This is a genomic window from Pedosphaera parvula Ellin514, from assembly GCF_000172555.1.
In the GTDB taxonomy this organism is placed as follows: Bacteria; Verrucomicrobiota; Verrucomicrobiia; order Limisphaerales; family Pedosphaeraceae; genus Pedosphaera.
The window spans coordinates 169,622-190,660 of the sequence record NZ_ABOX02000007.1; the positions used below are offsets into that span (position 1 = coordinate 169,622).

Genomic DNA, 21,039 nt, shown 5'->3' on the forward strand with positions numbered 1-21,039 from the left:
GATGGTGGTTTCCTTCCGCAACTTGGTGGCAAGGATTGATTCTGTGTTTCGGCACTCCATTTTGTACCAGCATTTGCTGTTACTTCACAGCATGAAGCCGGTTTGCAGCCATGTAAAGTGGAAATGGGGGCGGGTGGTCGTGCGTCACAAGATTTGGTGCGTTTTGCGGGAGCGAGTTCGACGGTGGATTCCGAGCCAGTATCAAAAGACAAAAGCATGATCCAACTGGTCCAGCATGACGTGCACCCAAGGCAGGTGCAGCGCGTCTGTAATATTGTTAAGAGCAGCAATAAAACGTGGGTTCAGAGTGTAAATTTTAGCCTGCCGAAGAAGCTGGCAAGTTATGATGCGGGAGCAAGAATTCGTGACGAAGGCAAAGAATTTTCTGCCTTTTTAAAAGGCTAACGCAAGTCATTGGGGCACAAGGAAACAGTAATTGATCCGTACTTCAGCGGATGGACAGCGTATGTCCAACCCCTCCTGCAAAATGAGTTCGTGAAAATGAATCCGTTTTCAATTCAAGGGAGGTCCTTTGTCAGCGGTCAGTCGTCCATAATCCGCCTTGGGAGGGGATCTGACGGGGTGGAGATTAATGCTTTTATTGGGGTTCGGACGGTAGATGGCGGTGAAGGAAATCGTGAATGCCAAATTTCGAATGGTGAATATGGAAACCGGAAGGTATCGGAAGGTATTAGTCGGTATCGGAAGGTTAAAAAATTTATGGAGAGAAGTCACAATCCAGAATTCAGAAGCCAGAATGCGGACCGAGCTACAACGTTTCCGGGTTATCAACACTGTCAAGCTGCCAGATTTGGACGCGGTTCGGTGTCAATGGGCGATGGTTGGAACAAAGAACCAAGTGGGTATACTCTCGGAGGGCCATCGTGAGTTAACTGGAGCTACCTTGAGTTAACGGCAGTTAACGGCACATCCTTTTTATTTATGAATGCGGTTGAAAACGGGTGCCAGCGGTTTCATGCTAAAGGCGATGAACGAGTTTGATTATGATGTGATCGTGGTGGGTGGTGGCAGTGGCGGTTACGCGGCGGCACGGACGGCGGCCAATGCTGATTTGCGCACGGCGGTGGTTGAAGGCGGGAAGGAAGTGGGCGGGCTCTGCATTCTGCGGGGTTGCATGCCGACGAAGGCGTTGCTTTATGCAGCGGAAGTGAAGCACTTGGCCGAGCACCCGGCTGCCTGGGGGATTCAAAGCGGAAAGGTTTCATTCGATTTTGCAAAGGTGATGGCGCGGAAAGATGCGTTGATCAAGGAATTCGCTGATTACAGAGCGCAACAATTAAGCGAGAATACTTTCACATTCATTCGGGCACAGGCGAGCTTCGTGGATGCACATACGATCACTCTGAGCACGGGAGAAAAACTCAGAGCGAGAAATTTCGTGATCAGCACCGGGTCGGTGGTGGCGCCATCTCCCCTGCCCTTTTTATCCAAACTGGATTACCTCACCAGCGATGAGGCACTGATGCTTAAGAAGCTGCCCAAGAGTTTGATTATTTTGGGTGGCGGTTCGGTGGCGGTGGAGTTCGCGCAGTTTTTTGCGCGGTTCGATGTGAAGGTGACTTTGATTCAACGGAGCCCGCATGTTCTACATGAGTTCGATACCGACACGAGCGAGGTGTTGGAGAAGGTTTTTAAGCGTGAAGGCATGACGGTTTATACGAACACGACGTTGACCGATGCCTGGCAAACGAATGGATTGAAGGGGGTTTCGTTTTTGCATGAGGCGAAGGAGGTGCGGGTGGAAGCGGAGGAAGTGTTGTATGCGCTCGGGCGTGTGCCAAATACCAAGTCGCTGAACCTGGACAAAGCCGGGGTTGAAGTGGAGGATCGCCGGATTATCGCGAATGAGGAGATGCAGACATCTGCAAAGCATATTTACGCCGCAGGAGATTGCACGGGGCCTTATGAGATTGTGCACATTGCTGTAATGCAGGGAGAAGCGGCGGGCCATAACATTGCCTTTCCGGACAAGCCACGCCGGATGGATTATCGATTGGTGAATTCCGTGGTGTTCACGGAACCGCAGGTCGCCATGGTTGCTTTGACAGAAAAAGAAGCGTTGCGACAAAACATTCCCTATCGTGCCGCGAGTTATCCGTTCGCAGATCACGGGAAATCAATGATCATGGAAGCGAAGGATGGTTTTGTGAAGCTGCTGGCGAATCCGGAGACGGGAGAAATCATTGGCGGCTGTTGCGTGGGGCCTGTCGGCGGGGAGTTGATCCATGAAATCATTGCGGCGATGTACAAGCGAATGACGGTGAAGGAACTGGCCGCGATGCCGCATTATCATCCGACCCTGGCGGAGATCTGGACATATCCGGCGGAGGAATTGGCATTGGAAATTCAGCCGAGCCCCGTGGAGCTTACAGATCGCCAGAAGGCTCTTTCCTGAGATGAAGTAGGTTACCGCCATGACCGCTTTGACTTCAGCGAATCTGGGGCTGCGAAGAGCGCTGGTGACCAGGCAAGTTTATGTAGTTGCAATGTTGGTGTTGCTGGCGTTTGGGGCCATGGCTCGAGGCACAATGGAAAGCTCCAAGCCATTGTCACAAGAGGTATATGTTTGGCAACGCGCATGGAATGACCCCGTGCAGAAAGCCATTCAGCAACATTCCCAGGAGTTTACCGGGATGGTGGTGCTGAATGCAGAGGTAACCTGGAGGAAGGGAAATCCGCAGTTGACGCGGGTGCCGCTGGATTATGCGGTATTGCGGGAAGCCAAATGCAAAGTTGGACTGGCATTAAGGATTGGGGCGTTTTCCGGCCCATTCACCGCGGATGCACCAACAACAAAATACCTGGAGGAAGTTGCGTATTCGATTATTGCCGAAGCGCAGGCGAATAAGGTTTCGGTGCAGGAACTGCAGATTGATTTTGATTGTGCCGAATCGAAGCTGCAAGGCTACCGAACCTGGGTGGAGGTAATTCGGAAGAAGGTGACACCCGTTCCCGTAATTATTACGGCTTTGCCAAGCTGGTTAAGCCAGAGCTCCTTTTCGTCGCTTGCCAAAGCCGCCGATGGATACATCCTGCAGGTGCATTCGTTTGAGCGTCCAAAAACCTTTAACTCGCCTTTTCAGTTGTGCGATCCAGTGCTGGCCAGGAAATCGGTTATGAAAGCGGGAGAGATCGGCGTTCCCTTCAGGGTGGCGTTGCCTACTTATGGCTATGTGGTGGCGTTCAATACTGAGGGCAAATTCCTGGGGTTATCCGCCGAGGGACCGGCGAAGAATTGGCCGGCTGAAGCCCGGGTCAAAGAAATTTGGTCCGACCCGAGGGCGTTGGCAAAACTGGTTGAAGAATTGGGAAAGAGCCACCCTGATGCGCTGAAAGGAATTTTTTGGTATCGCATGCCGATTTCGCTGGATGTTCTCAATTGGTCGTGGCCTACTTTGAAAGCAGTCATGGCCGGTCGTCAACCGCGTGAAAGTTCACGGGTGGAAGCGAAGCGGCCAGAGCCCGGGTTGGTGGAAATCAGCCTGGTTAACGATGGCGAGGTCGACCTTTCCTCACGGCCTGTCATTGAAATTCGCTGGCATCATGCGCGCCTTGTGGCGTGCGATGGCCTGCGTGATTTTGAAGCAATAGAACTTAATTCCAATGCCATGCAATTTCGTGCGCGCTCAACCGCCGTTGCCGGACATCTTGTTCCGGGTGGGCGCTGGTCGATTGGATGGTTGCGATTGAGCGACAATGAGGAGGTGCAAGTTGAAGCCAGGAAACCTTAGGAAAGCAATCTTTTGTGCACTGATCTGGTTTGGAGCAGACATGGTGTTGGCGTGCGGTCCCTCCTTTCCAAACACGCTCCTTGACAAGGGAGATAAAGCCGTGCTGTCGGCGCCCGTGGCGAACTTTACGCGTGAATTGGGAGCGGATGAAATTGCCCGCGCCGGCGTTTGTGGCGAACCCGGCAACGAACAGCTACATGCAGCAAACGCTGGAAACGGATTTGATGGATTTGCAGGCGGCATTGAGGAAGGAAAAAGTTCCTGCCAAACAAAGAGAAAGCATACTGGAAGAATATCGCGATGAACGGGAGAAAATTCAGCAGTACACAGAGAGTCTCGAGAAGTGGCAGGACCCACCATGGACTCTGGGAGGAGATGAAAAACCCAAGGAACCGAAGCCAGAGTTGGGGGAAATAAAAGTCCCCGGCGGGCTGCCGGGAGAGTTTGCAGATTATTTTCGTGGGAGCATTGCGTTTCACGGTGGAAGGACAAATGAAGCCAGATTGATTTGGGAGAAGTTGTTGGAACGTCCAAAAGAGGAGCGTCAGTTCAGGTCCACCTGGACGGCTTATATGCTGGGAAGGGTGGCCGGAACGGAGGAAGACCAGCTCAAGTATTACAAACAGGTGCGCGAACTGGTCAAAGCGGGATTGAGGGATAGTCTTGGACTAGCCACCGCGAGCCTCGGATGGGAGGCACAGGTCAACCTGCATCAAAAGAATTTCGAACGGGCGCTGCAACTTTACCTGGAACAATATGCTGGCGGGGATTCGACGGCGGTGTTGTCGCTTCGGTTTGCCGCCATGGAATCATTAAGTGGAGATCCGGCCACATTGGAAGCTCTCGCGAAAAATCCCCGAACGCGCAAGGTCATTACCGCTTTTCTCATATCGCAAGCAAAACCGCCACGTTTCGAGAATGCAGTCCCCGCTGTGAATGCCTGGCTGGCTGCAGTGGAAGCCGCCGGGATGCGTGATGTGGAAGCAGCGGAGCAACTGGCTTTGGCTGCGTATCAAAACGGCGAAATGGAGCTGGCCCAACACTGGATTGATCGGTCACGCAACAGCACCACGGCGCAATGGCTTCAGGCCAAATTACTCCTTCGAGCGGGAAAAATTCAAAAAGCTGCTGCCGTTCTTTCGCTGGTAGCCCAAAGACTTCCTGTTGAACAACCTGGTACGAACGAAGCTCCTCAGGGCACGTTTCCAAATAGTCTTTACATGAATAATCCAGGAAACTGGCCTGAGGAACGAACCGCTCCGAGCCAGGTGCTCGCCGAGTTGGGAGTGTTGCATCTGGCCAGGCGCGAGTATTTGGAGTCATTGGATGCACTCCTCCGTTCCGGTTATTGGGAAGATGCCGCATACGTGGCAGAACGGGTGCTCAGCGTGGATGAGTTAAAAGGTTATGTGGATAGCCACTGGCCATTGGAAGAGCAGGAGGAGCAGAAAACAGTTGATGGCAAAAAGGAAGCCGAAGAAACAATGCCATGGTACGAGGAGATAACCCCGCAGGTTCAGTCTGAACGAATTCGTTATTTATTGGCCAGGCGATTGACGCGGCTCAGCCGGGGTGCCGAGGCGCGGGCGTATTTTCCGAAGAAGATCGAGACTTCCTACGAGCAATTGATGACGCATCTGACATCAGGATACAACGAGAGCCTGCCGCCGGATCAGCGCGGGAGAGAATTGTTCGAGGCAGCAAAAATCCTGCGGCACCAGGGGATGGAGTTGATCGGGACTGAGCTGGCCCCAGACTGGCACGTCGACAATGGCCGCAACGAAAGGGGTGTTGACGATGAAACGCGTCGCACCAACGAATTGGCAAAGGTTTTAGTTCCAAGCAAGGATGAACTTAACCGCTACCAACGGCATAAGACCGACCCGGATGTTCGCTTTCACTATCGTTACCAAGCTGCTTTTATTGCCTGGGATGGCGCCAAATTGATGCCGAATAATTCAGACGAGACTGCAAAAATGCTCTGGTCCGCCGGAGTCTGGCTGAAAGATCGAGATCCGAAAACCGCCGATATTTTTTACAAAGCGTTGGTGAAACGGTGCCGGAAAACCGCCTTGGGAGAAGAGGCGGATCGCACGCGATGGTTTCCGGAATTGGATGAGGCTGGAAATATTATTCCCGGAAAAGATCGGAGGTCGAAGCGCGTTGAAGAACCAATGCCGTCCGATAATGAAGCACCGAACGGCATCACGCCTGCCTTGCCGCCCCCTGAAGAAATACTTACTCCGTCTCCAGAGGCTACGAACTGAACTGCTATTTTGTCGGAGAGTAATCTGTCGGGATCATGTAGACGGATTTCACTCCGTCTTTGACGGTGAGAGGCCCGTTTACTTCCGAGGCTGTTTTAGCTTTGATCCAATCGGGATCGGCACGGAAACCTTTCCATGATTCCAAGGCTGCTTCCTTGTCCTTATGAGCCAAAATATATGTGAGTGTCTCCCCTGCTCCGTCCTTCTTTTCTGTGGGAGTCCAGTAGCCGAAGTTGGCCATGCCCTGCTTTGAAAAAAGCGAAGTCGTGTGATTGCGGAAGCGAGCATTGAGGTCGTCGAGTTTTCCCGGGGAAGCATGATAGGTGCGCAGTTCGAACAAACGAGGTTCCTTTGATTGCGAAGGCTTCACGAGGGGAGAGTAATCGGTAGGAGAGAGAAAGACGGACTCCACCTTTTGCACCAGCTTGCCATTGGCTTCCGAGGCTTTGGCAACCGATTGCCATTCGGGATCGGCTCCAAATTCCTTCCACGCCTTTTCACGCGCTTCACGGCTTGGATAGGCCAGAACGTAGATAAGTAGATTGTTCGTATTCTCCACCGGGGTCCAATATCCAATGTTTGCCATTCCGTGCTTCTCGAAAATCTTCATTGTATGATTTCGGAACCGGGCGTTCAAATCATCCAGCTTGCCGGGCGCTGCATGATACGTCCGCATTTCGAAACAACGGGTGTCCGCATCGGCTGCGGAGACAATGGAAACCAAAAGGAGAGTGGAAAGCAAAGAGATGAATAGTTTCATAAGAATTCTCTGAATGGGACAATGCTAAGGCGAGGCTGCCACTGTCAAACAAAAAGGTTGTTTAAATTGCCAAAGCCCCGCCTTCCTCAAGGCCGGTTAAATCAAGCATCGAGGCAACTGCGGATGAGTTCGGTGAGTTGGGGGGCCGGGAAAGGTTTGGATAAAAATGGAACTCCGCGTAGTTCAGGGTCATTGGCCGCAATGTCCGAACTGTAGCCGCTGGTATAGATTACCTTTAACTTTGGCTCACGAGCCCGGAGTTGTTTGGCGAGATCGCGACCGGTCATGCCATCGGGCATCACCATATCTGTAAGCAGCAAATCAATCTTTCCGCCCTGATCGTCCCAGACTTTTAGCGCCTCCCGCCCGCTCCCAGCCTCCAGCACTTGATACGAATTGGTCTGCAGCACATCTTTTACCCATTCGCGAAGGACTGGCTCATCCTCAACCAACAAGATGGTTTCATTCTGCCCCTGCGCAGCTTGAGCTTTTGGCGCCCGAAGAGCTTTGCGGACCGGCTGATGAACAGAAATTGAAGCCGGGAAGAAAATAGTGAATGTCGTTCCAGTACCCACCTGGCTCTTTACCTCAACCCACCCAGCATGCTGTTTTACAATTCCATATACCGTAGCCAAACCCAGGCCCGTTCCCCGCCCCACCTCCTTGGTTGAGAAGAATGGTTCAAATATTCGATTCATGGTTTCCGGGTCCATTCCACAGCCGGTATCCTCCGTGGTAAGACAAACAGCCATTCCAACCCGCGCATCCGGATGCTTGTGGAGATGGGCTTCCCCCACTTCCAGGAAGGAAGTGGTGATCAGCAATCTGCCGCCCTTGGGCATGGCGTCGCGGGAATTAACAGCCAGATTCATCACCACTTGCTCAATCATGCCGGGATCTGCCTCAATAGGAGGAAGGTTCAGGGCGTACTGATTCTCGACTGCAATGTCCTCCCCCAGCAACCGGGTGAGCATGTTTGAGAGGTTCTGAAGCAAGGCATTCAAATCCAGAGTTTCCGTTTGCATTGCCTGTCGGCGACTAAACATCAACAATTGCCTCGTCAATGTCGATGCACGACGCGCGGAATCAGAAATCTGATTTAACGGGCCGGTCAATGCCGCATCCCCGTCACAACGTGCAAGCAGATTATCTGAATAGCCCTGGATCACCGTTAAGATGTTATTGAAATCGTGAGCGACGCCAGCCGCCAGTTGCCCGACAGACTCAAGCTTTTGTGCATGTCGAAATTGGGCTTCCAGATGCAAAACATCGGTAATGTCCGCTCCATAGCAATGAACCACCTGGCTCGCAACTATCGGAAAGAAAGACCATGAAATAGTTCTTCCTGAAATCGTGACGTCTTCACGCAACCGGTTTTGGTTCGATACCAGGCATTGCCTGGATACATCCGACGCTGAAGGTGGCAAAATAGCCATGGGATGGGCAAACCCGACGGACTTCGCCAACGCCAGGGCCGCATCATTGAAGTAGGTGAGCAAGCCTTCCGCATCGAATTCCAGCACTGGATTCGGATTAACCTTTGGAAATGCGGCGAGCTTTTGAATTTGCGTTTCCGCCTGTTTACGTTCAGTGATGTCGGTGAAACCTCCAGAACTTCCCAAAATGCTGCCATCCGCATTCAAGGTAAGCTGTGCATAAATGTCGACCCACCGTGTCTTGCCATCCTTGGTAAGAATTCGTGTTTCATGGCGCGTGAAGTCGAGTTTTCGCTCAATCAGTTGAAGGAAGATGAAACTGTTGCGCTGACGATCATCGTGATGGAGATATTCCAGAAACAAGCTGCCAAGCGTATCCTTGACTTCGAACCCGGTAATATCAGTCCACGCCGGGTTGAGCGAGGTCCAATGACCAAACTCATCCAACTGGAACACCACTTCCTTGATGTTCTCGACCGCTGCCCGATACTTGGACTCACTTGCGTCAAGGGCCTCTTCGGAACGTTTTAGATCGATGCAAAGAGATATGCCATTTGCGATGGAGCCAAGTTGCTGGATCACTGACGGCGGAAGTGCCGCGACCGAGAAAATGGAAATCAGACCAATTCGCCGGTTCTCCAACAACAACGGATAACCAGCATAGGCGGCAATTTTCTCTGCCTGCACACAATCCTGACATGGAACCCTGGAATCACCCAGTGCTCTTTGTACCAGGATGGGTTTTCCATTCCCGAGTAGTTGCTGATCACCACTTATTCCGGGCAGCAGGTTTTCCCGGGTGCCAATTTCATTGATAGCCCCGGCACTGGCCATCAGTTGGAGGGTCTCGCCATCGGCTTCCAGGGTCCAGATGCGTGCGAGATGAACATTCAAGTAGCGCGCCATTGCCGCGGCACAGCGGTAAAGTATGGTGCCGAGAGACTCGCGTTGTGTAAGTGCCAACCCGACATCCGCACCCAGGGCAGCGATGCTGGCCTGTTCGAAATCGGCTTTCGCCGCAGCTCGACTCCTCTCTATTGCGTAGCGCACAGACCGGCCCAACGAATCAGGCTGGAGACTGGCTTTCACGAGATAATCGGCGGCTCCAGCCCTCATCGCTTCGAGATCGATTTGATGCTCGCCAAGTCCGGTCAACATGATGATGGGAGCATGGCAGCCTTTTTCGAGCGCCTCCTTAAGCAATTCAATGCCGTTCTTCGCTCCCAAACGGTAATCAACCAGGCAAATATCATGCTGATTGCAAATCATTGCCTGCAGGCCCAATTCGTAGGATTTGAACCATTCCAATCGATAGGAATTTCCATGAATTTCGGAAAAAAATCCCCTGGTAATAATATAATCGTCCTCGTCATCTTCCACCACGAGCACCCTGATCACCTCAGCTTCAGTCATTAATTTCATTTGTTTATCGGCAGGATAACGGCATCAAACCAATAAGCTTTAATGGCTTTCATCACGTTCACAAGCGCATCGAATGCCACCGGTTTGGTAATGAAAGAATTGGCTCCAAGCTGATAGGCAAGGCTTATATCGGTATCCGCGCGGGAGGTGGTGAAAATGACCACCGGAATCTTTTTGAGTTCGGCATCCAATTTGATTTCCTTCAGCGCCTCGCGTCCGTCCTTCCGGGGCATGTTCAAATCGATAATAACCAGATCCGGGCGGGCAGCTGCCGCAGGGTCGATATATTTCCCTCGGCGTTTAAGATAGTCCATTAATTCCGCGCCGTCCTCAACGAAGCGTACGTCAACGCCAAGACCGCATTCCGTGGCCGCATCTTTGGCCAGAAGTCGATCATCAGAATCGTCTTCCGCCATTAATATTAAAGGCAGTTTGCCTTGCACACTCACTTTTGCTCCTCGAGCTTCGGCTGGTGCATTGGAAGGATTATGACAAAGGTGGCCCCTTCACCAAGTTTGCTTTGCGCTGTAATCAAGCCACCATGACGGTCGGTAATGCGACGGCAAACAGCAAGCCCAACTCCTGTCCCCTCGTATTCGCAGCGTCCGTGGAGACGCTGAAACACCGCAAATATCTTCTCCAAATACTGTTCTTCAAAGCCGATACCGTTGTCTTTGATGGTTAAGATGCAGAATTTATCATCGGCCTTGGCCGTTGGTGGAGGCTTCGGCATGCCGACATCATCCTTGACCTCATCGCGAGTAACGACCTTGCATTCAACTTTTACCATCGGAGCTGCGTTCGGCTGGTGAAATTTCAAAGCATTGCTGATTACATTCTGCAGCAACTGCCGCATTTGAGTTGGATCAGCATCAATCGTGGGGAGCGTTCCTAGAGTCACCTGGGCCTTGCTCTTTTCGATGCTGGTTTCCAGATCCCCCAACACTTCCCTTCCAACTGCCATCAAATCGACTGGAACAAACGGATCAGAGGACCGGATCACTCTTGAGAATGCCAGCAGGTCGTTAATCAGCCTTTGCATCCGGGCGGCTGCGTTTTGCATGCGATCCAGATAATCGCGCCCTTCCCCCAGCTGGACTAAATCACACTTGACCTTCAGCCGGTCACCGAAAGCTTGAATCTTGCGGAGCGGTTCCTGTAGATCATGTGAGGCCACGAAGGCAAACTGCTCCAGCTCGGCGTTCGAACTGGCCAACTCCTCCGCCTTGTGGGCAAGCCGGTCTTCCGCGAGTTTGCGCTCAGTAATGTCTTTAAACATCACCACCGCGCCCACCACCTTGTCCTTTTCCTTGATGTGCGTACGGATGTATTCAGCAGGAAATTTGACACCATCCTTTCGCAAAAAGCATTGTTCTGGAAGCCGGTCACCACTCTCAGCTTTGACCCAGTTGAGTTGTTCGTCCGGTATTTTGGATTTCGCGGAGAAAAATATTTCCTCCTCGGTCTTGCCAATCATTTCTTCCAGTTTCCAACCAGAAATGCGCGCAGCGGCCGGGTTGACGAAGGTCGCTTTTCCCTGAAGATCGAACCCGCAAATGCCATCGCCAGCGGAGTCCAGAATGAGTTCGTTTCTTCGTTGCAGTTTCTGCAATTCCTGAGTACGAGCCTGGACATGAAGTTCCAGCACGTCCTTGGAACGTTCGAGTTTTTGCGTTTGCTGGGTAAGACTTTTTTCGGCCAATTTGCGGCGGTTGAGTTCCTCCTGCAAATTAACGTGGGTTTCAGAAAGAGTTGAATACTTCTTTTCCATCTCATCCCGGACTTTACACGTCTCTTCCTCAGAAATTCTCGCGTCTGCCAATTGGTCTTGAAGTTTCTGAATACGCTTTTGAAGTTCCTGGCCGAGTTTTTCCGTGCGGTTTTTTCCCTTGCGTTCCATCCTACGCAGGCCGAACCCCGTGAGTAATAACAGTCCACCGCCAGTTACTGCGGTCGTCAACCCCAATTGAAGAGCCCAAACTTTGGCACGGGTGGTAACACGCGATATGTCCTCGATGTCTCCTCCCTGGGCGGAGATGGAGTGCATGCTTTGGATGCCAGACACGTACAGGTAGGCGCTGCCAGCCATGGCAAGCATCAATAGGAACACTGCCGGGATAAGAACCCGTTTAGTGTCAGAAAGACCCTTCAGGCCTTTATTGTCGGTTGCCTCATCGGCCCATACTGCAGCGGTATTCATCGCAAATAATGAGTTCTCATTGAGTTTTCTCAACCATTGGCTTCCGCAAAACCTGACAAAAGCCGTTACTCCGCCCTGTAATCATGCGAAGCTCCTTAGACAGGAGCAGATTACAGGCCAGAAGCATCACGATTTTGAAACTTTGGCGCGGGACTTTCTTTACCTCCTTTAGTCAACCTACGGGTTTACAAGATACACTTTTTGTACTTAAATTGGACAGTGGTGATGCATTTCGCGACATATTCGGTGAAAGCTTTTTTGGCCGGGGCTTTAGGAAGCCATACGGCCTGCGTTTTTGCAAATATAAGAAAGTCTCGTCGTTCCAGAGAAGGATAAGGATGGTCCACTCTCATACTTTAGGAATAATTGCGGGGAACAGGTCGCTTCCGCTCATTTTTGCCCGCCAGGCCCGGAGCATGGGCATTAAGAAGCTGGTTGCTGTCGGATTTGAGAATGAGACCGATCCAAAACTAGCTGAACTGGTGGATGAGTTGATCTGGCTTAGGGTTGGTCAGCTCTCAAAAATGATTTCTGCCTTTACTGATCGGGGTGTTACGCAATGTGTGATGGTTGGGCAGATTTCACCCAAAAACCTTTTCGACTTGCGACCCGACTTGCGGGCGATGACGCTGCTCTTCAAATTGAAAGAGAAGAATGCGCACACGATATTTGGTGCAATCGCAAACGAGTTGAAGAAGGATGGGGTGGAGTTGATTGAAGCGATTCCCTGGCTTGAGCCATTAATGCCGGCCGGTGAGTTTCGACTCGGTCCGAAGTTGTCTTCCGATCAACAAGCAGACCTTGCGTTCGGCTACAAGATTGCGAAGGAGATTTCACGTCTGGAAGTTGGGCAGATTGTGGTGGTGAAGAATGGAACGGTGTTGGCGGTGGAAGGCTTTGAAGGGACGGATAAATGTCTGGCGCGCGGCGGTGAACTGGCGGGTAAGGACGGCGGTGCCATCGCAGTCAAAGTAGCCAAGGAGAAGCATGATCTGCGATTTGATATTCCTTGCATTGGCCCACAGACATTGGAAACCTGCGTAGCGGCACGAGTTTCTGTGCTGGCTTTGGAGGCGGGAAGAACACTGCTCCTGGAACCGGAAGTTTGCGAACAGCTTGCCAGAAAGCATAAAATTACGCTTACTACCGTCTCTGAAACGAAAATTTGAGATTATGTCGGGAAATAGAATCTGAATTTAACAAAATTGCTATGTTATCGTCTCACGAATTACTTGGGTTTATGTCACCCACTCTCGCAGCGGAGATCCTCTCCTATGCTTATGAAACCGACAAGCCGCTGTATCGGGCCATGCTGGGCGCTGTAGCAGAAGCGCGCAAGGTGCGCCCAGTCTTCCTGGAGCGTCAACCCCGGGCTCAACGTCACACCACCATGCTTTCCACGCTGACCCGTCCCGCCATGGAACCCGCTGCCGGAAATCTCATTCGGACCTGGCTGGTAAAAAAACAAAATCCCATGCTCGTGCAATACCTGGATGCGCTCGGGATTCCGCACAAGGAAGGTGTGGTGGATGATCTCCCCCCTGCCATGGACGATGAAAAGCTCAAGGCTGCAGTTGAGGGATTGTTATCCAAATTTCCTCATGAAGAGGTGGCAGTTTACCTGCTCGCCTTTAACGAAATGAATGAAGCCAACTGGCCAAATTTGAAGGCCATGCTTGAAACTGATCCACGTCTTCAGCTAGGAGCACAAGCTTAGGCAGGTTTACCGACTCAGGTAAGAATTAGGCAGCGGTTGTAAAAACCACTGGCGCAGAGTAACTAGTTAGTAACGTATTTATCGAAGGAAAACACAAAATGGAACCTCAAGCGGATATTGCACTAATCGGGCTCGCAGTGATGGGGCAAAACCTCATCCTAAACATGAATGACCACGGTTATACAGTGGTCGCTTTTAATCGCACCGTTTCCAAGGTGGATGAGTTCTTGAACAAGGAAGCCAAGGGAACCAAGGTCATCGGCGCGCATTCCATCCCGGAGATGGTTTCGCTACTCAAGCGTCCGCGTCGCGTGATGCTCATGGTAAAGGCAGGCCCTCCGGTTGATGAGTTCATTGAACAATTGATCCCTCATCTCGAACCGGGCGACATCATCATCGATGGCGGCAATTCCCTGTTCCAGGATACAATACGCCGGACCAAGTATGTCGAATCCAAAGGTCTGCTTTATATTGGCACCGGTGTTTCCGGTGGTGAAGAAGGGGCACGCAATGGTCCTTCCATTATGCCTGGCGGTTCACCGGCTGCCTGGCCACACGTGAAGGAAATTTTCCAGAGCATCGCTGCCAAGGTGGATGACGGCGTCCCATGCTGCGATTGGGTTGGCGAAAATGGCGCAGGTCACTATGTAAAAATGGTGCATAATGGCATCGAATACGGTGACATGGAATTAATTTGCGAGGCTTATCAGCTGATGAAGGATGGCCTCGGGATGACCGCTGATGAAATGAGCCAGGTTTTTGCCGAATGGAATAAAGGAGAACTGGACTCGTACCTGATCGACATCACCGCCAAAATCCTGGCCTTTAAAGACACTGATGGCCAGCCGTTGGTGGATAATATCCAGGATACTGCCGGCCAGAAGGGAACGGGCAAATGGACCGTGATTTCTTCGATGGATATGGGCATACCCATCACGTTGATCGCTGAGGCGGTTTATTCCCGCAGTGTTTCGGCATTGAAGGAGGAACGAGTGGCCGCCGCCAAGAAATTGAAGGGACCGCGGCCCAAGATCAGCACAGACCGCGCAAAATTCATTGAGGACATCCGTCGCGCGTTGTATGCCTCAAAAATCATTTCGTACACCCAAGGCTACATGTTGATGCGCGCAGCGGCGAAGGAGTACAAGTGGAATCTCAACTATGGCGGCATTGCCCTGATGTGGCGCGGTGGGTGCATCATCCGCAGCCGGTTCCTGGGCAAAATCAAGGAAGCTTACGACGCGAATCCAAAGCTTACGAACCTCCTGCTCGACAAATTCTTCAAGGGCGCCATCAAGGAATCGCAACGCTCCTGGCGTAATGTTGTCGCCATCGCAGCCAAGAAGGGCATCCCGACGCCGGCGTTCTCAACTGCGCTTAACTTTTACGATGCCTACAGATCGGCCCGGTTGCCGGCAAACCTGTTGCAAGCCCAACGCGATTACTTCGGCGCGCACACCTATGAGCGCATCGACAAACCCCGTGGCGAATTCTTTCATACCAATTGGACAGGTCATGGCGGAGATGTTGCCTCCGGCAGTTACAACGCGTAAGAATTGAATCATGTGGCGGGTGGAAGGGATTTGAACCTCTTCCGCCCGCTTTTCTGTTCACGTCAGAATCAACCAAAATTTAAAGTATGAGCGACCCGGCACAGGTTTTAAAAGATTTCAAACCAACCAAAGAATTTTTCATCGGCATTGACTCTGATGGGTGCATCTTCGACTCGATGGAAATCAAGCATAAGGAATGTTTCGTGCCGATGTTTATCAAACATTTCAACCTGCAGGCGGTGAGCAAGTATGCGCGCGAGACCTGGGAGTTTGTAAATCTGTATTCCAAAACCCGTGGGGCAAATCGTTTCCCTGCCCTCTCCCGTGCCTTGAATCTTTTAAGGGAGCGCCCGGAAGTCATTGCCCGTGGAGTTAAGATTCCCGATACGAAAGCGCTGGATGAATGGATTGCGCGCGAGTCCAAATTGGGCAATGCCACGCTGGCTGCCGAGGTGAAAAATGGCAATACCGGGCTGGCCCAGGTCAAGGCATGGTCCGATGCGGTGAATGCCTGCATTGATGATATTGTTCATGGTGTCCCCCCTTTTCCATGCGTTCGTGAAAGTTTGGAGAAGATCAGCCAAAAGGCCGATTCCATGGTAATCTCACAAACTCCGACTCCAGCACTCGAACGGGAATGGGCTGAGCACGGGCTTCGAAACTTTGTGAAAATTATTGCCGGCCAGGAAATGGGAACGAAGACGGAACATCTGAAGTTTGCTGCCGATGATAAATACGTGCCCACCAAAATCCTGATGATTGGTGATGCACCCGGCGATTACAAGGCTGCCAAAGCGAATCACGCATTATTTTATCCGATTACTCCAGGACGCGAGGAGCAGTCATGGAAACGCTTTCAGGATGAAGCTTTGGACCGTTTCTTCGCAGGAACTTATGCTGGTGATTACGAGGCCAAACTTGTAAAAGAGTTTGATGCCAGCCTTCCAGAGAAGCCGACCTGGCAAGTGTAAAATTCGTTTGTTCGCAAGAGTGTAACGATTGACCGGATGGCATTTTATTCCTAGCTTCTGGTCAATTATTTGAACTCAGACTTCCTTTTGGGAGCGAAGGGAAGTGATCCGGCAGAAAAGAATATCCCGTCAGAAGCTTTTCATCTCGGGTATATAAAGGCTTTCGATGGTGTTCGGGGTGTTGCCATCCTTCTTGTGCTGGCCTTCCTTGCTGAATTAACCGGTGATTATACCGGTTTCATAGGCGTCGACCTGTTTTCGTCCTCAGCGGTTTTTAAATCACTTCATTCTGGAACTTGTCACCTCCACGACAGGTTTGTTCCGGTGGATATTGCAAATACCGGCATTGGTATTTGCAGGCAGAATCTCCTATGGGTTGTATTTATGCCACTACCCTGTATTTCTTCTGCTCAAAGATCATAGCGTAGCCGGATGGCAGTATGTTTCGATTCCCATAGTCCTCGCCATAACCCTGGCCTTATACTATTTGGTGGAATTACCCTGCTTGAAATTAAAACGCAGATTTACAGTAGCGAAAAAGCACAACTCGAAACTGACTCCGGTTATAAGCAAGAGTTAGCCGGGCTGAAATGACGTTGTTGACTCTCTCGAAAAGGACGTGCTTTTGAACTGCACCCTCAAGTCTTCATACTGTCCGGATCAAGTCCCACACTTTTACACCAATCACAATAAGCAAAAGGAGAAATTTCCGAAGGTTTAATCTCACTCCGACCACCCCAGAAGACGTTTGTGTAGCTTACAGGAATACCCACTTCTTTCAGATGCTTATCAATGGCCGCTTTGTGCGCCAGCACCAGATCCTTATCCGTTCCATGAGCCACGCCCATGATATTGACATTGCGGAATTCCGGCCCGCCCTCCCGCCAATAAGCGTGGGTCATGATGTGATGTCGGCCCACCTGGCGACCGGTTTCTATTTCCCTGCCAGCTGGAACGGCCCAATGGAACAAGGCATTAAAGCGAGTCACCCGTTCCCCGTCCTGCAAGGGTTTCACGTGTTCGAGGAAAGTAGAGAACCGGCCAATGATCTTCCTCTTGTTCAGGTCTTCGGCAATCGCGTGGAACTTTTCCAGTGAGACGTCGGCTTCTTCAGCCCTCGCATCCCAAATGTTTTCCCGAATCTCTTCAGGCCGGAACTCCCGCTTCAAAGCGGTCAAAATCTTCCACTCCTCATCGTTGAGATTGACGACCTGCACTTCTGTCACCTCCGCCAATTCTTCGCTTTTGCTGCCCGGCTCCATGCCGCGACGACGGGTATGCCCCACCCCAAGCGCAAACAGGCGTTTGGCCGGCATCAGACGAAAGTGTTCCGCGCCAGTTTGCTTTGCCAAAAATTCGCAATGTTTCGTCATCGAATATCCCTGCGGAACTTTCAGGGTGGTCCAGAGCTTGTAATTCGATCCGGGTGTGGCGGCATCGGTGGAACGAGTGACGACATGGCCCGAAAATGGATCCTGCTGGAACATGTAATCAAAAGCAGCGTCCAATTTGCCTTGGGGAACCTGCCAGGCAATAAGGGAGCCTTGCGCAAGATTGGTGGCGAGCAAGGTTTGACGCACGCGCCTAATCGTGCCGGCGGCGACCATGGCTTGAATCCGTTCGATCACAATGGGGAGTTCGACGCCGGAGAGCCGGGAGATTTCGCCCAAAGGATTCCGCTGAAAGCCTTGAATTCGGTCTTCCGACACGGCCAGAATCCTGGCGTTAATCGGGTCAGTAAAATTAACGGGCACGGTCGATAGATTCATCAGTGACTAGAGTAAGCTAACTCGGTTTCCGAGTCGAACATTCTTGGGTAAATACCGCTAAATGACAATCTTTTCATTTGTGATTCATGCAAGGTTCACGAGATTCTGGTGAGATGATGAAGGTCCTGAAACCAAAAAAATTAAAACTATGAAATCAAAACAGATTATTTGCTCCACACTTATCATTACCGCCCTCCTCGGCACTGGACTAAACCGCGCCCTGGCCGCTGATGATGCCAAGTTGCTCGCCAAGGCCAAGATCACCAAGGAACAGGCTGAAAAGACAGCTTTGGAAAAGGTCCCCGGCGGCACCATCAAGGAAGGCGAACTCGAGGAAGAAAAAGGCAAGCTGATCTGGTCTTTTGACATTTCCAAGGAAGGCACCAAGAACATCACTGAAGTGAATGTGGACGCCATGACTGGTGCCGTTATCGCAGTCGACGTGGAAACACCAAAGGACGAAGCAAAAGAAGCCAAGGAAGAGGCCAAGGAAAAGAAAGGCAAGAAGGCCGAGAAGGATGATGATGACGATAAGAAGGAAGAGAAGAAGTAAATCATCTCCCACATTTTCGAACCGGTGCCTGTTGTTCGACGGCAGGCACCGTTCCACATACAAACAAACCTTTAATATGAAATCTGGAACCAAGGCATTAAGTTTGTTTTCGTTGCTGATCGTGGGTGCGATTGCAAACCCTTCACTTCACGCAGCGGAGTGGAAGGAAAATCTAAAAGCTGAAGACACTTCATTCTCTTCCACCGGACGGAATCCATTTTGGGTTCTGGAGCCGGGCTACCAACTCGTGTTGGATGGAAAGGAAGATAAAAAGTCGGTTCATCTGACCATTACAGTATTGGAGGAAACCAAGAAGGTGGACAATGTAGAAACACGAGTCGTCGAAGAACGCGAAACCGAAAACGGCCAACTCGTGGAAGTGGCCCGTAACTACTTTGCCCTAGGCAATCAAACACACACTCTTTATTACTTCGGCGAAGATGTTGACATGTATAAGAATGGGAAACTGGCCAACCACGAAGGCTCGTGGCTTTCGGGAATTGATGGCGCGAAGTATGGCATAATGATTCCCGGAACCGCCAAGTCTGGAGACAAGTATTATCAGGAAAATGCTCCTGGAAAAGCAATGGATCGCGGAGAAAACCTGAGCATGGATACAACCGTCAAGACTCCGGCAGGCGACTTCAAGGGTTGTCTAAAAGTGAGGGAGACATCGCCTTTGGAGAAAGATACCGTTGAGCAAAAGATTTACGCGCCCGACATTGGCATTGTTCAGGACGACACCTTGAAACTGGTGAGCCACGGCTTCGTTAAAAAGTAACGATGAATCCGGTCGAGAATCTTGACGAGCTCTTCAGACCAGTTGTTGGCAAAGGCCATTAATATGTTACAACTACGCTGATGCGCATACTGGTTGTTGAAGATGAGAAGAAGACCGCCTCGTTTATTCGCAAGGCGCTCCAGGCGGAGAGTTTCGCCGTTGATGTCTCTCATGACGGCACAGAAGCCCTCTTACTCGCTTCCAACACCCCCTTCGATGCCATCGTCCTCGACATCATGCTGCCGGGTCGTGATGGACTAAGCGTATTGCGTCAGTTGCGTCAGCAAAAGAATCAGACCCCGGTGCTGTTGCTCTCAGCTCGTGGTGAAGTGAACGAAAGGGTCGAGGGATTGAATGCCGGCGCTGATGATTACCTGCCCAAACCATTTGCCCTGGCCGAGCTTATCGCTCGCGTACGCTCTATCGGGCGCCGGTCGAATGAGCCAAAGTCGGTTCTACTCCAGGTTGCTGATCTGACGCTGGATACGATCACGCGCCAGGCGCAACGCGGGGGAACCAGCTTTGAACTAACGACCCGGGAATATCGACTGCTTGAGTTTCTCATGCGCACGCCGGGTCGCATTTGCGGAAGAATGGCTATTTTGGAAAAAGTTTGGGATTACGACTTTGATCCGGGCACAAACCTGGTGGACGTGTATATCAAGCGACTTCGAGAAAAAGTTGACGAAGGATTCGAACCCAAGTTGCTGCACACTGTCCGTAACGTTGGATATGTCATGAAGGAGCAGTCATGACCATTCGCAACCGGCTCACGCTGTGGTACGCCAGCATCCTTTTTGCCTCCACTTTCCTGATCACTGCCCTGGCTTATCGTGAGTTGTCGGCAGAACGCGCTGAATCCAGAGGAGGATCCAACAGAGAAGCTGCTGAGGAAGACGGTCCGGAGGATGTCGTAAGCATCGCGCTTTGGTGCGGAATCCCGGCGGCCGTTGTAGGCTTGGCTGGTGGTTGGTGGTTGATGCGAAAGGCAATGAATCCCGTTGTAAAACTCACGGAAGCAGCCTCCAAGGTTCACGAAAGCAACCTGCATGAAAAAATCGCCCGATCCGGAAACGGCGATGAACTGGACAAACTGACCGAAGTATTCAATGCCATGACGGCCAGATTGGACCAGTCGTTCAATCGCATACGCGAATTTACCCTCCATGCCTCGCACGAATTAAAAACGCCGCTGACGGTGATGCATGGCGAACTGGAAACTGCACTTCGGGAGGGAACCGATGCAGGGAACAAGGAGCGTATTGTCAGCCAGTTGGATGAAATTCAGCGACTTACGAAAATTGTAGACGGGTTATCTCTGCTTACCAAGGCGGATGCCGGGTTGATCACCCTGAAACGAGAGAAGGTCCGTTTAAGCGATCTCGTGAAGGATTGTTACGAAGACGCACAAATTCTGGCGCAATCCACAAAAGTACAAATTGAGTTAAAAAGCTGTGATGAGGCACTGGTATTGGGAGATCGACATCGGCTCCGCCAGTTGTTACTCAACCTCACAGACAACGCCATCAAATATAATCAGGAGAATGGCAGCGTGGCCATCGAACTACGAGCCGAGGCGGGCGAAGCCCGGTTGAAAATATCCAACACCGGCCCGGGCATTTTTCCGGAGATGTTGCCGCGGGTATTCGACCGCTTTTTTCGCTGTGATGCAGCGCATAATAGCGCGGTGGAAGGATGCGGACTTGGGCTCAGTATAGCTCAATGGATTGTTACGGCGCATGGAGGCAGGATAGAAATGATCTCCGCACCCAAGGCGATTACTACGGTTATGGTCACCCTCCCCCTGCATCAGGCATAGAAGCGTATCGCTCTCGAACAGTTTACTGGTGACTGGCTA

18 protein-coding genes are annotated in these 21,039 nt (G+C 51.4%); 13 read left to right on the forward strand and 5 right to left on the reverse strand.

Features of this window, described 5'->3' with window-relative positions:
* Positions 1-216 precede the first annotated feature (216 nt).
* The 4 genes from CFLAV_RS07810 to CFLAV_RS07830 all read left to right on the forward strand — a co-directional run bounded on the left by CFLAV_RS07810 (position 217) and on the right by CFLAV_RS07830 (position 6,019).
* Positions 217-405 (forward strand): hypothetical protein, encoded by a 189-nt coding sequence (locus CFLAV_RS07810; protein ID WP_150107318.1) that lies wholly within the window; start codon positions 217-219, stop codon positions 403-405.
* 541 nt (positions 406-946) lie between these two features.
* Positions 947-2,416 carry a dihydrolipoyl dehydrogenase family protein gene (locus CFLAV_RS07820; RefSeq protein WP_007414127.1) on the forward strand — a complete coding sequence of 490 codons (1,470 nt, stop codon included), beginning with the start codon at positions 947-949 and terminating at the stop codon, positions 2,414-2,416.
* Positions 2,417-2,435: 19 nt separating this feature from the next.
* Positions 2,436-3,752, forward strand: coding sequence for a DUF3142 domain-containing protein (locus CFLAV_RS07825; RefSeq protein ID WP_007414128.1), 1,317 nt, complete (start codon positions 2,436-2,438; stop codon positions 3,750-3,752).
* A 146-nt stretch (positions 3,753-3,898) separates the two neighbouring features.
* Entirely contained in the window at positions 3,899-6,019 is a 2,121-nt protein-coding gene (locus tag CFLAV_RS07830; protein WP_007414129.1) for a hypothetical protein, read from the forward strand.
* 4 nt (positions 6,020-6,023) lie between these two features.
* Here the strand turns inward: CFLAV_RS07830 and CFLAV_RS07835 are convergent, their stop codons facing one another.
* The 4 genes from CFLAV_RS07835 to CFLAV_RS07850 form a co-directional block, all read right to left on the reverse strand.
* On the reverse strand, positions 6,024-6,779 hold the full coding sequence (locus CFLAV_RS07835) for an NIPSNAP family protein (protein WP_007414130.1): 756 nt from the start codon (positions 6,777-6,779) through the stop codon (positions 6,024-6,026).
* A gap of 101 nt (positions 6,780-6,880) precedes the next feature.
* Positions 6,881-9,637 (reverse strand): response regulator, encoded by a 2,757-nt coding sequence (locus CFLAV_RS32020; protein WP_007414131.1) that lies wholly within the window; start codon positions 9,635-9,637, stop codon positions 6,881-6,883.
* A complete protein-coding gene (locus tag CFLAV_RS07845; protein WP_040547538.1) occupies positions 9,634-10,053 on the reverse strand; it encodes a response regulator in 420 nt (139 codons plus the stop codon). Before CFLAV_RS07845 ends, CFLAV_RS32020 begins: the two co-directional genes overlap by 4 nt.
* A gap of 29 nt (positions 10,054-10,082) precedes the next feature.
* The gene (locus tag CFLAV_RS07850) at positions 10,083-11,837 is read right to left on the reverse strand and encodes a sensor histidine kinase (RefSeq protein ID WP_007414133.1); all 1,755 of its coding nucleotides are present in this window, start codon (positions 11,835-11,837) and stop codon (positions 10,083-10,085) included.
* 338 nt (positions 11,838-12,175) lie between these two features.
* Here CFLAV_RS07850 and CFLAV_RS07855 point away from each other — a divergent pair, with 338 nt between their 5' ends.
* The 5 genes from CFLAV_RS07855 to CFLAV_RS34815 all read left to right on the forward strand — a co-directional run bounded on the left by CFLAV_RS07855 (position 12,176) and on the right by CFLAV_RS34815 (position 16,501).
* Positions 12,176-13,006, forward strand: coding sequence for an LpxI family protein (locus CFLAV_RS07855; protein WP_040547457.1), 831 nt, complete (start codon positions 12,176-12,178; stop codon positions 13,004-13,006).
* Between the two features lie 71 nt (positions 13,007-13,077).
* Positions 13,078-13,554 carry a hypothetical protein gene (locus CFLAV_RS07860; RefSeq protein ID WP_007414135.1) on the forward strand — a complete coding sequence of 159 codons (477 nt, stop codon included), beginning with the start codon at positions 13,078-13,080 and terminating at the stop codon, positions 13,552-13,554.
* A gap of 98 nt (positions 13,555-13,652) precedes the next feature.
* Positions 13,653-15,107 carry a decarboxylating NADP(+)-dependent phosphogluconate dehydrogenase gene (gene gnd, locus CFLAV_RS07865; protein ID WP_007414136.1) on the forward strand — a complete coding sequence of 485 codons (1,455 nt, stop codon included), beginning with the start codon at positions 13,653-13,655 and terminating at the stop codon, positions 15,105-15,107.
* 86 nt (positions 15,108-15,193) lie between these two features.
* Positions 15,194-16,078: an HAD family hydrolase gene (locus tag CFLAV_RS07870; RefSeq protein WP_007414137.1), complete on the forward strand. Its 885-nt coding sequence runs from the start codon at positions 15,194-15,196 to the stop codon at positions 16,076-16,078.
* 69 nt (positions 16,079-16,147) lie between these two features.
* Positions 16,148-16,501 (forward strand): hypothetical protein, encoded by a 354-nt coding sequence (locus CFLAV_RS34815; RefSeq protein ID WP_150107319.1) that lies wholly within the window; start codon positions 16,148-16,150, stop codon positions 16,499-16,501.
* Between the two features lie 215 nt (positions 16,502-16,716).
* Here the strand turns inward: CFLAV_RS34815 and CFLAV_RS07875 are convergent, their stop codons facing one another.
* Complete coding sequence (locus CFLAV_RS07875) at positions 16,717-17,847, reverse strand: hypothetical protein (protein WP_007414139.1); 1,131 nt, start codon at positions 17,845-17,847, stop codon at positions 16,717-16,719.
* A 148-nt stretch (positions 17,848-17,995) separates the two neighbouring features.
* Between CFLAV_RS07875 and CFLAV_RS32025 the strand changes: the two genes are divergently transcribed.
* From CFLAV_RS32025 to CFLAV_RS07895, 4 genes are all read left to right on the forward strand, one after another.
* Positions 17,996-18,400 carry a PepSY domain-containing protein gene (locus CFLAV_RS32025; protein ID WP_007414140.1) on the forward strand — a complete coding sequence of 135 codons (405 nt, stop codon included), beginning with the start codon at positions 17,996-17,998 and terminating at the stop codon, positions 18,398-18,400.
* A 76-nt stretch (positions 18,401-18,476) separates the two neighbouring features.
* Complete coding sequence (locus tag CFLAV_RS07885; RefSeq protein ID WP_040547459.1) at positions 18,477-19,181, forward strand: hypothetical protein; 705 nt, start codon at positions 18,477-18,479, stop codon at positions 19,179-19,181.
* An 80-nt stretch (positions 19,182-19,261) separates the two neighbouring features.
* Positions 19,262-19,936 carry a response regulator gene (locus CFLAV_RS07890; RefSeq protein ID WP_007414142.1) on the forward strand — a complete coding sequence of 225 codons (675 nt, stop codon included), beginning with the start codon at positions 19,262-19,264 and terminating at the stop codon, positions 19,934-19,936.
* A complete protein-coding gene (locus CFLAV_RS07895; protein WP_007414143.1) occupies positions 19,933-21,000 on the forward strand; it encodes a HAMP domain-containing sensor histidine kinase in 1,068 nt (355 codons plus the stop codon). Before CFLAV_RS07890 ends, CFLAV_RS07895 begins: the two co-directional genes overlap by 4 nt.
* The last annotated feature ends 39 nt before the right edge of the window (positions 21,001-21,039 follow it).

What these genes read in the sequence shown, in the direction of transcription:
- CFLAV_RS07810 (WP_150107318.1), top strand. Translation starts at nt 217, where the DNA reads ATGATCCAACTGGTCCAGCATGACGTGCACCCAAGGCAGGTGCAGCGC.
- CFLAV_RS07830 (WP_007414129.1), top strand. Translation starts at nt 3,899, where the DNA reads ATGAAATTGCCCGCGCCGGCGTTTGTGGCGAACCCGGCAACGAACAGC.
- CFLAV_RS07870 (WP_007414137.1), top strand. Translation starts at nt 15,194, where the DNA reads ATGAGCGACCCGGCACAGGTTTTAAAAGATTTCAAACCAACCAAAGAA.
- CFLAV_RS07850 (WP_007414133.1), bottom strand. Translation starts at nt 11,837, where the DNA reads ATGAATACCGCTGCAGTATGGGCCGATGAGGCAACCGACAATAAAGGC.
- CFLAV_RS07860 (WP_007414135.1), top strand. Translation starts at nt 13,078, where the DNA reads ATGTCACCCACTCTCGCAGCGGAGATCCTCTCCTATGCTTATGAAACC.
- CFLAV_RS32020 (WP_007414131.1), bottom strand. Translation starts at nt 9,637, where the DNA reads ATGAAATTAATGACTGAAGCTGAGGTGATCAGGGTGCTCGTGGTGGAA.
- CFLAV_RS07855 (WP_040547457.1), top strand. Translation starts at nt 12,176, where the DNA reads ATGGTCCACTCTCATACTTTAGGAATAATTGCGGGGAACAGGTCGCTT.
- CFLAV_RS32025 (WP_007414140.1), top strand. Translation starts at nt 17,996, where the DNA reads ATGAAATCAAAACAGATTATTTGCTCCACACTTATCATTACCGCCCTC.
- CFLAV_RS07825 (WP_007414128.1), top strand. Translation starts at nt 2,436, where the DNA reads ATGACCGCTTTGACTTCAGCGAATCTGGGGCTGCGAAGAGCGCTGGTG.
- CFLAV_RS07820 (WP_007414127.1), top strand. Translation starts at nt 947, where the DNA reads ATGCGGTTGAAAACGGGTGCCAGCGGTTTCATGCTAAAGGCGATGAAC.
- CFLAV_RS07885 (WP_040547459.1), top strand. Translation starts at nt 18,477, where the DNA reads ATGAAATCTGGAACCAAGGCATTAAGTTTGTTTTCGTTGCTGATCGTG.
- CFLAV_RS07895 (WP_007414143.1), top strand. Translation starts at nt 19,933, where the DNA reads ATGACCATTCGCAACCGGCTCACGCTGTGGTACGCCAGCATCCTTTTT.
- CFLAV_RS07875 (WP_007414139.1), bottom strand. Translation starts at nt 17,847, where the DNA reads ATGAATCTATCGACCGTGCCCGTTAATTTTACTGACCCGATTAACGCC.
- gnd (WP_007414136.1), top strand. Translation starts at nt 13,653, where the DNA reads ATGGAACCTCAAGCGGATATTGCACTAATCGGGCTCGCAGTGATGGGG.
- CFLAV_RS07845 (WP_040547538.1), bottom strand. Translation starts at nt 10,053, where the DNA reads ATGGCGGAAGACGATTCTGATGATCGACTTCTGGCCAAAGATGCGGCC.
- CFLAV_RS07835 (WP_007414130.1), bottom strand. Translation starts at nt 6,779, where the DNA reads ATGAAACTATTCATCTCTTTGCTTTCCACTCTCCTTTTGGTTTCCATT.
- CFLAV_RS07890 (WP_007414142.1), top strand. Translation starts at nt 19,262, where the DNA reads ATGCGCATACTGGTTGTTGAAGATGAGAAGAAGACCGCCTCGTTTATT.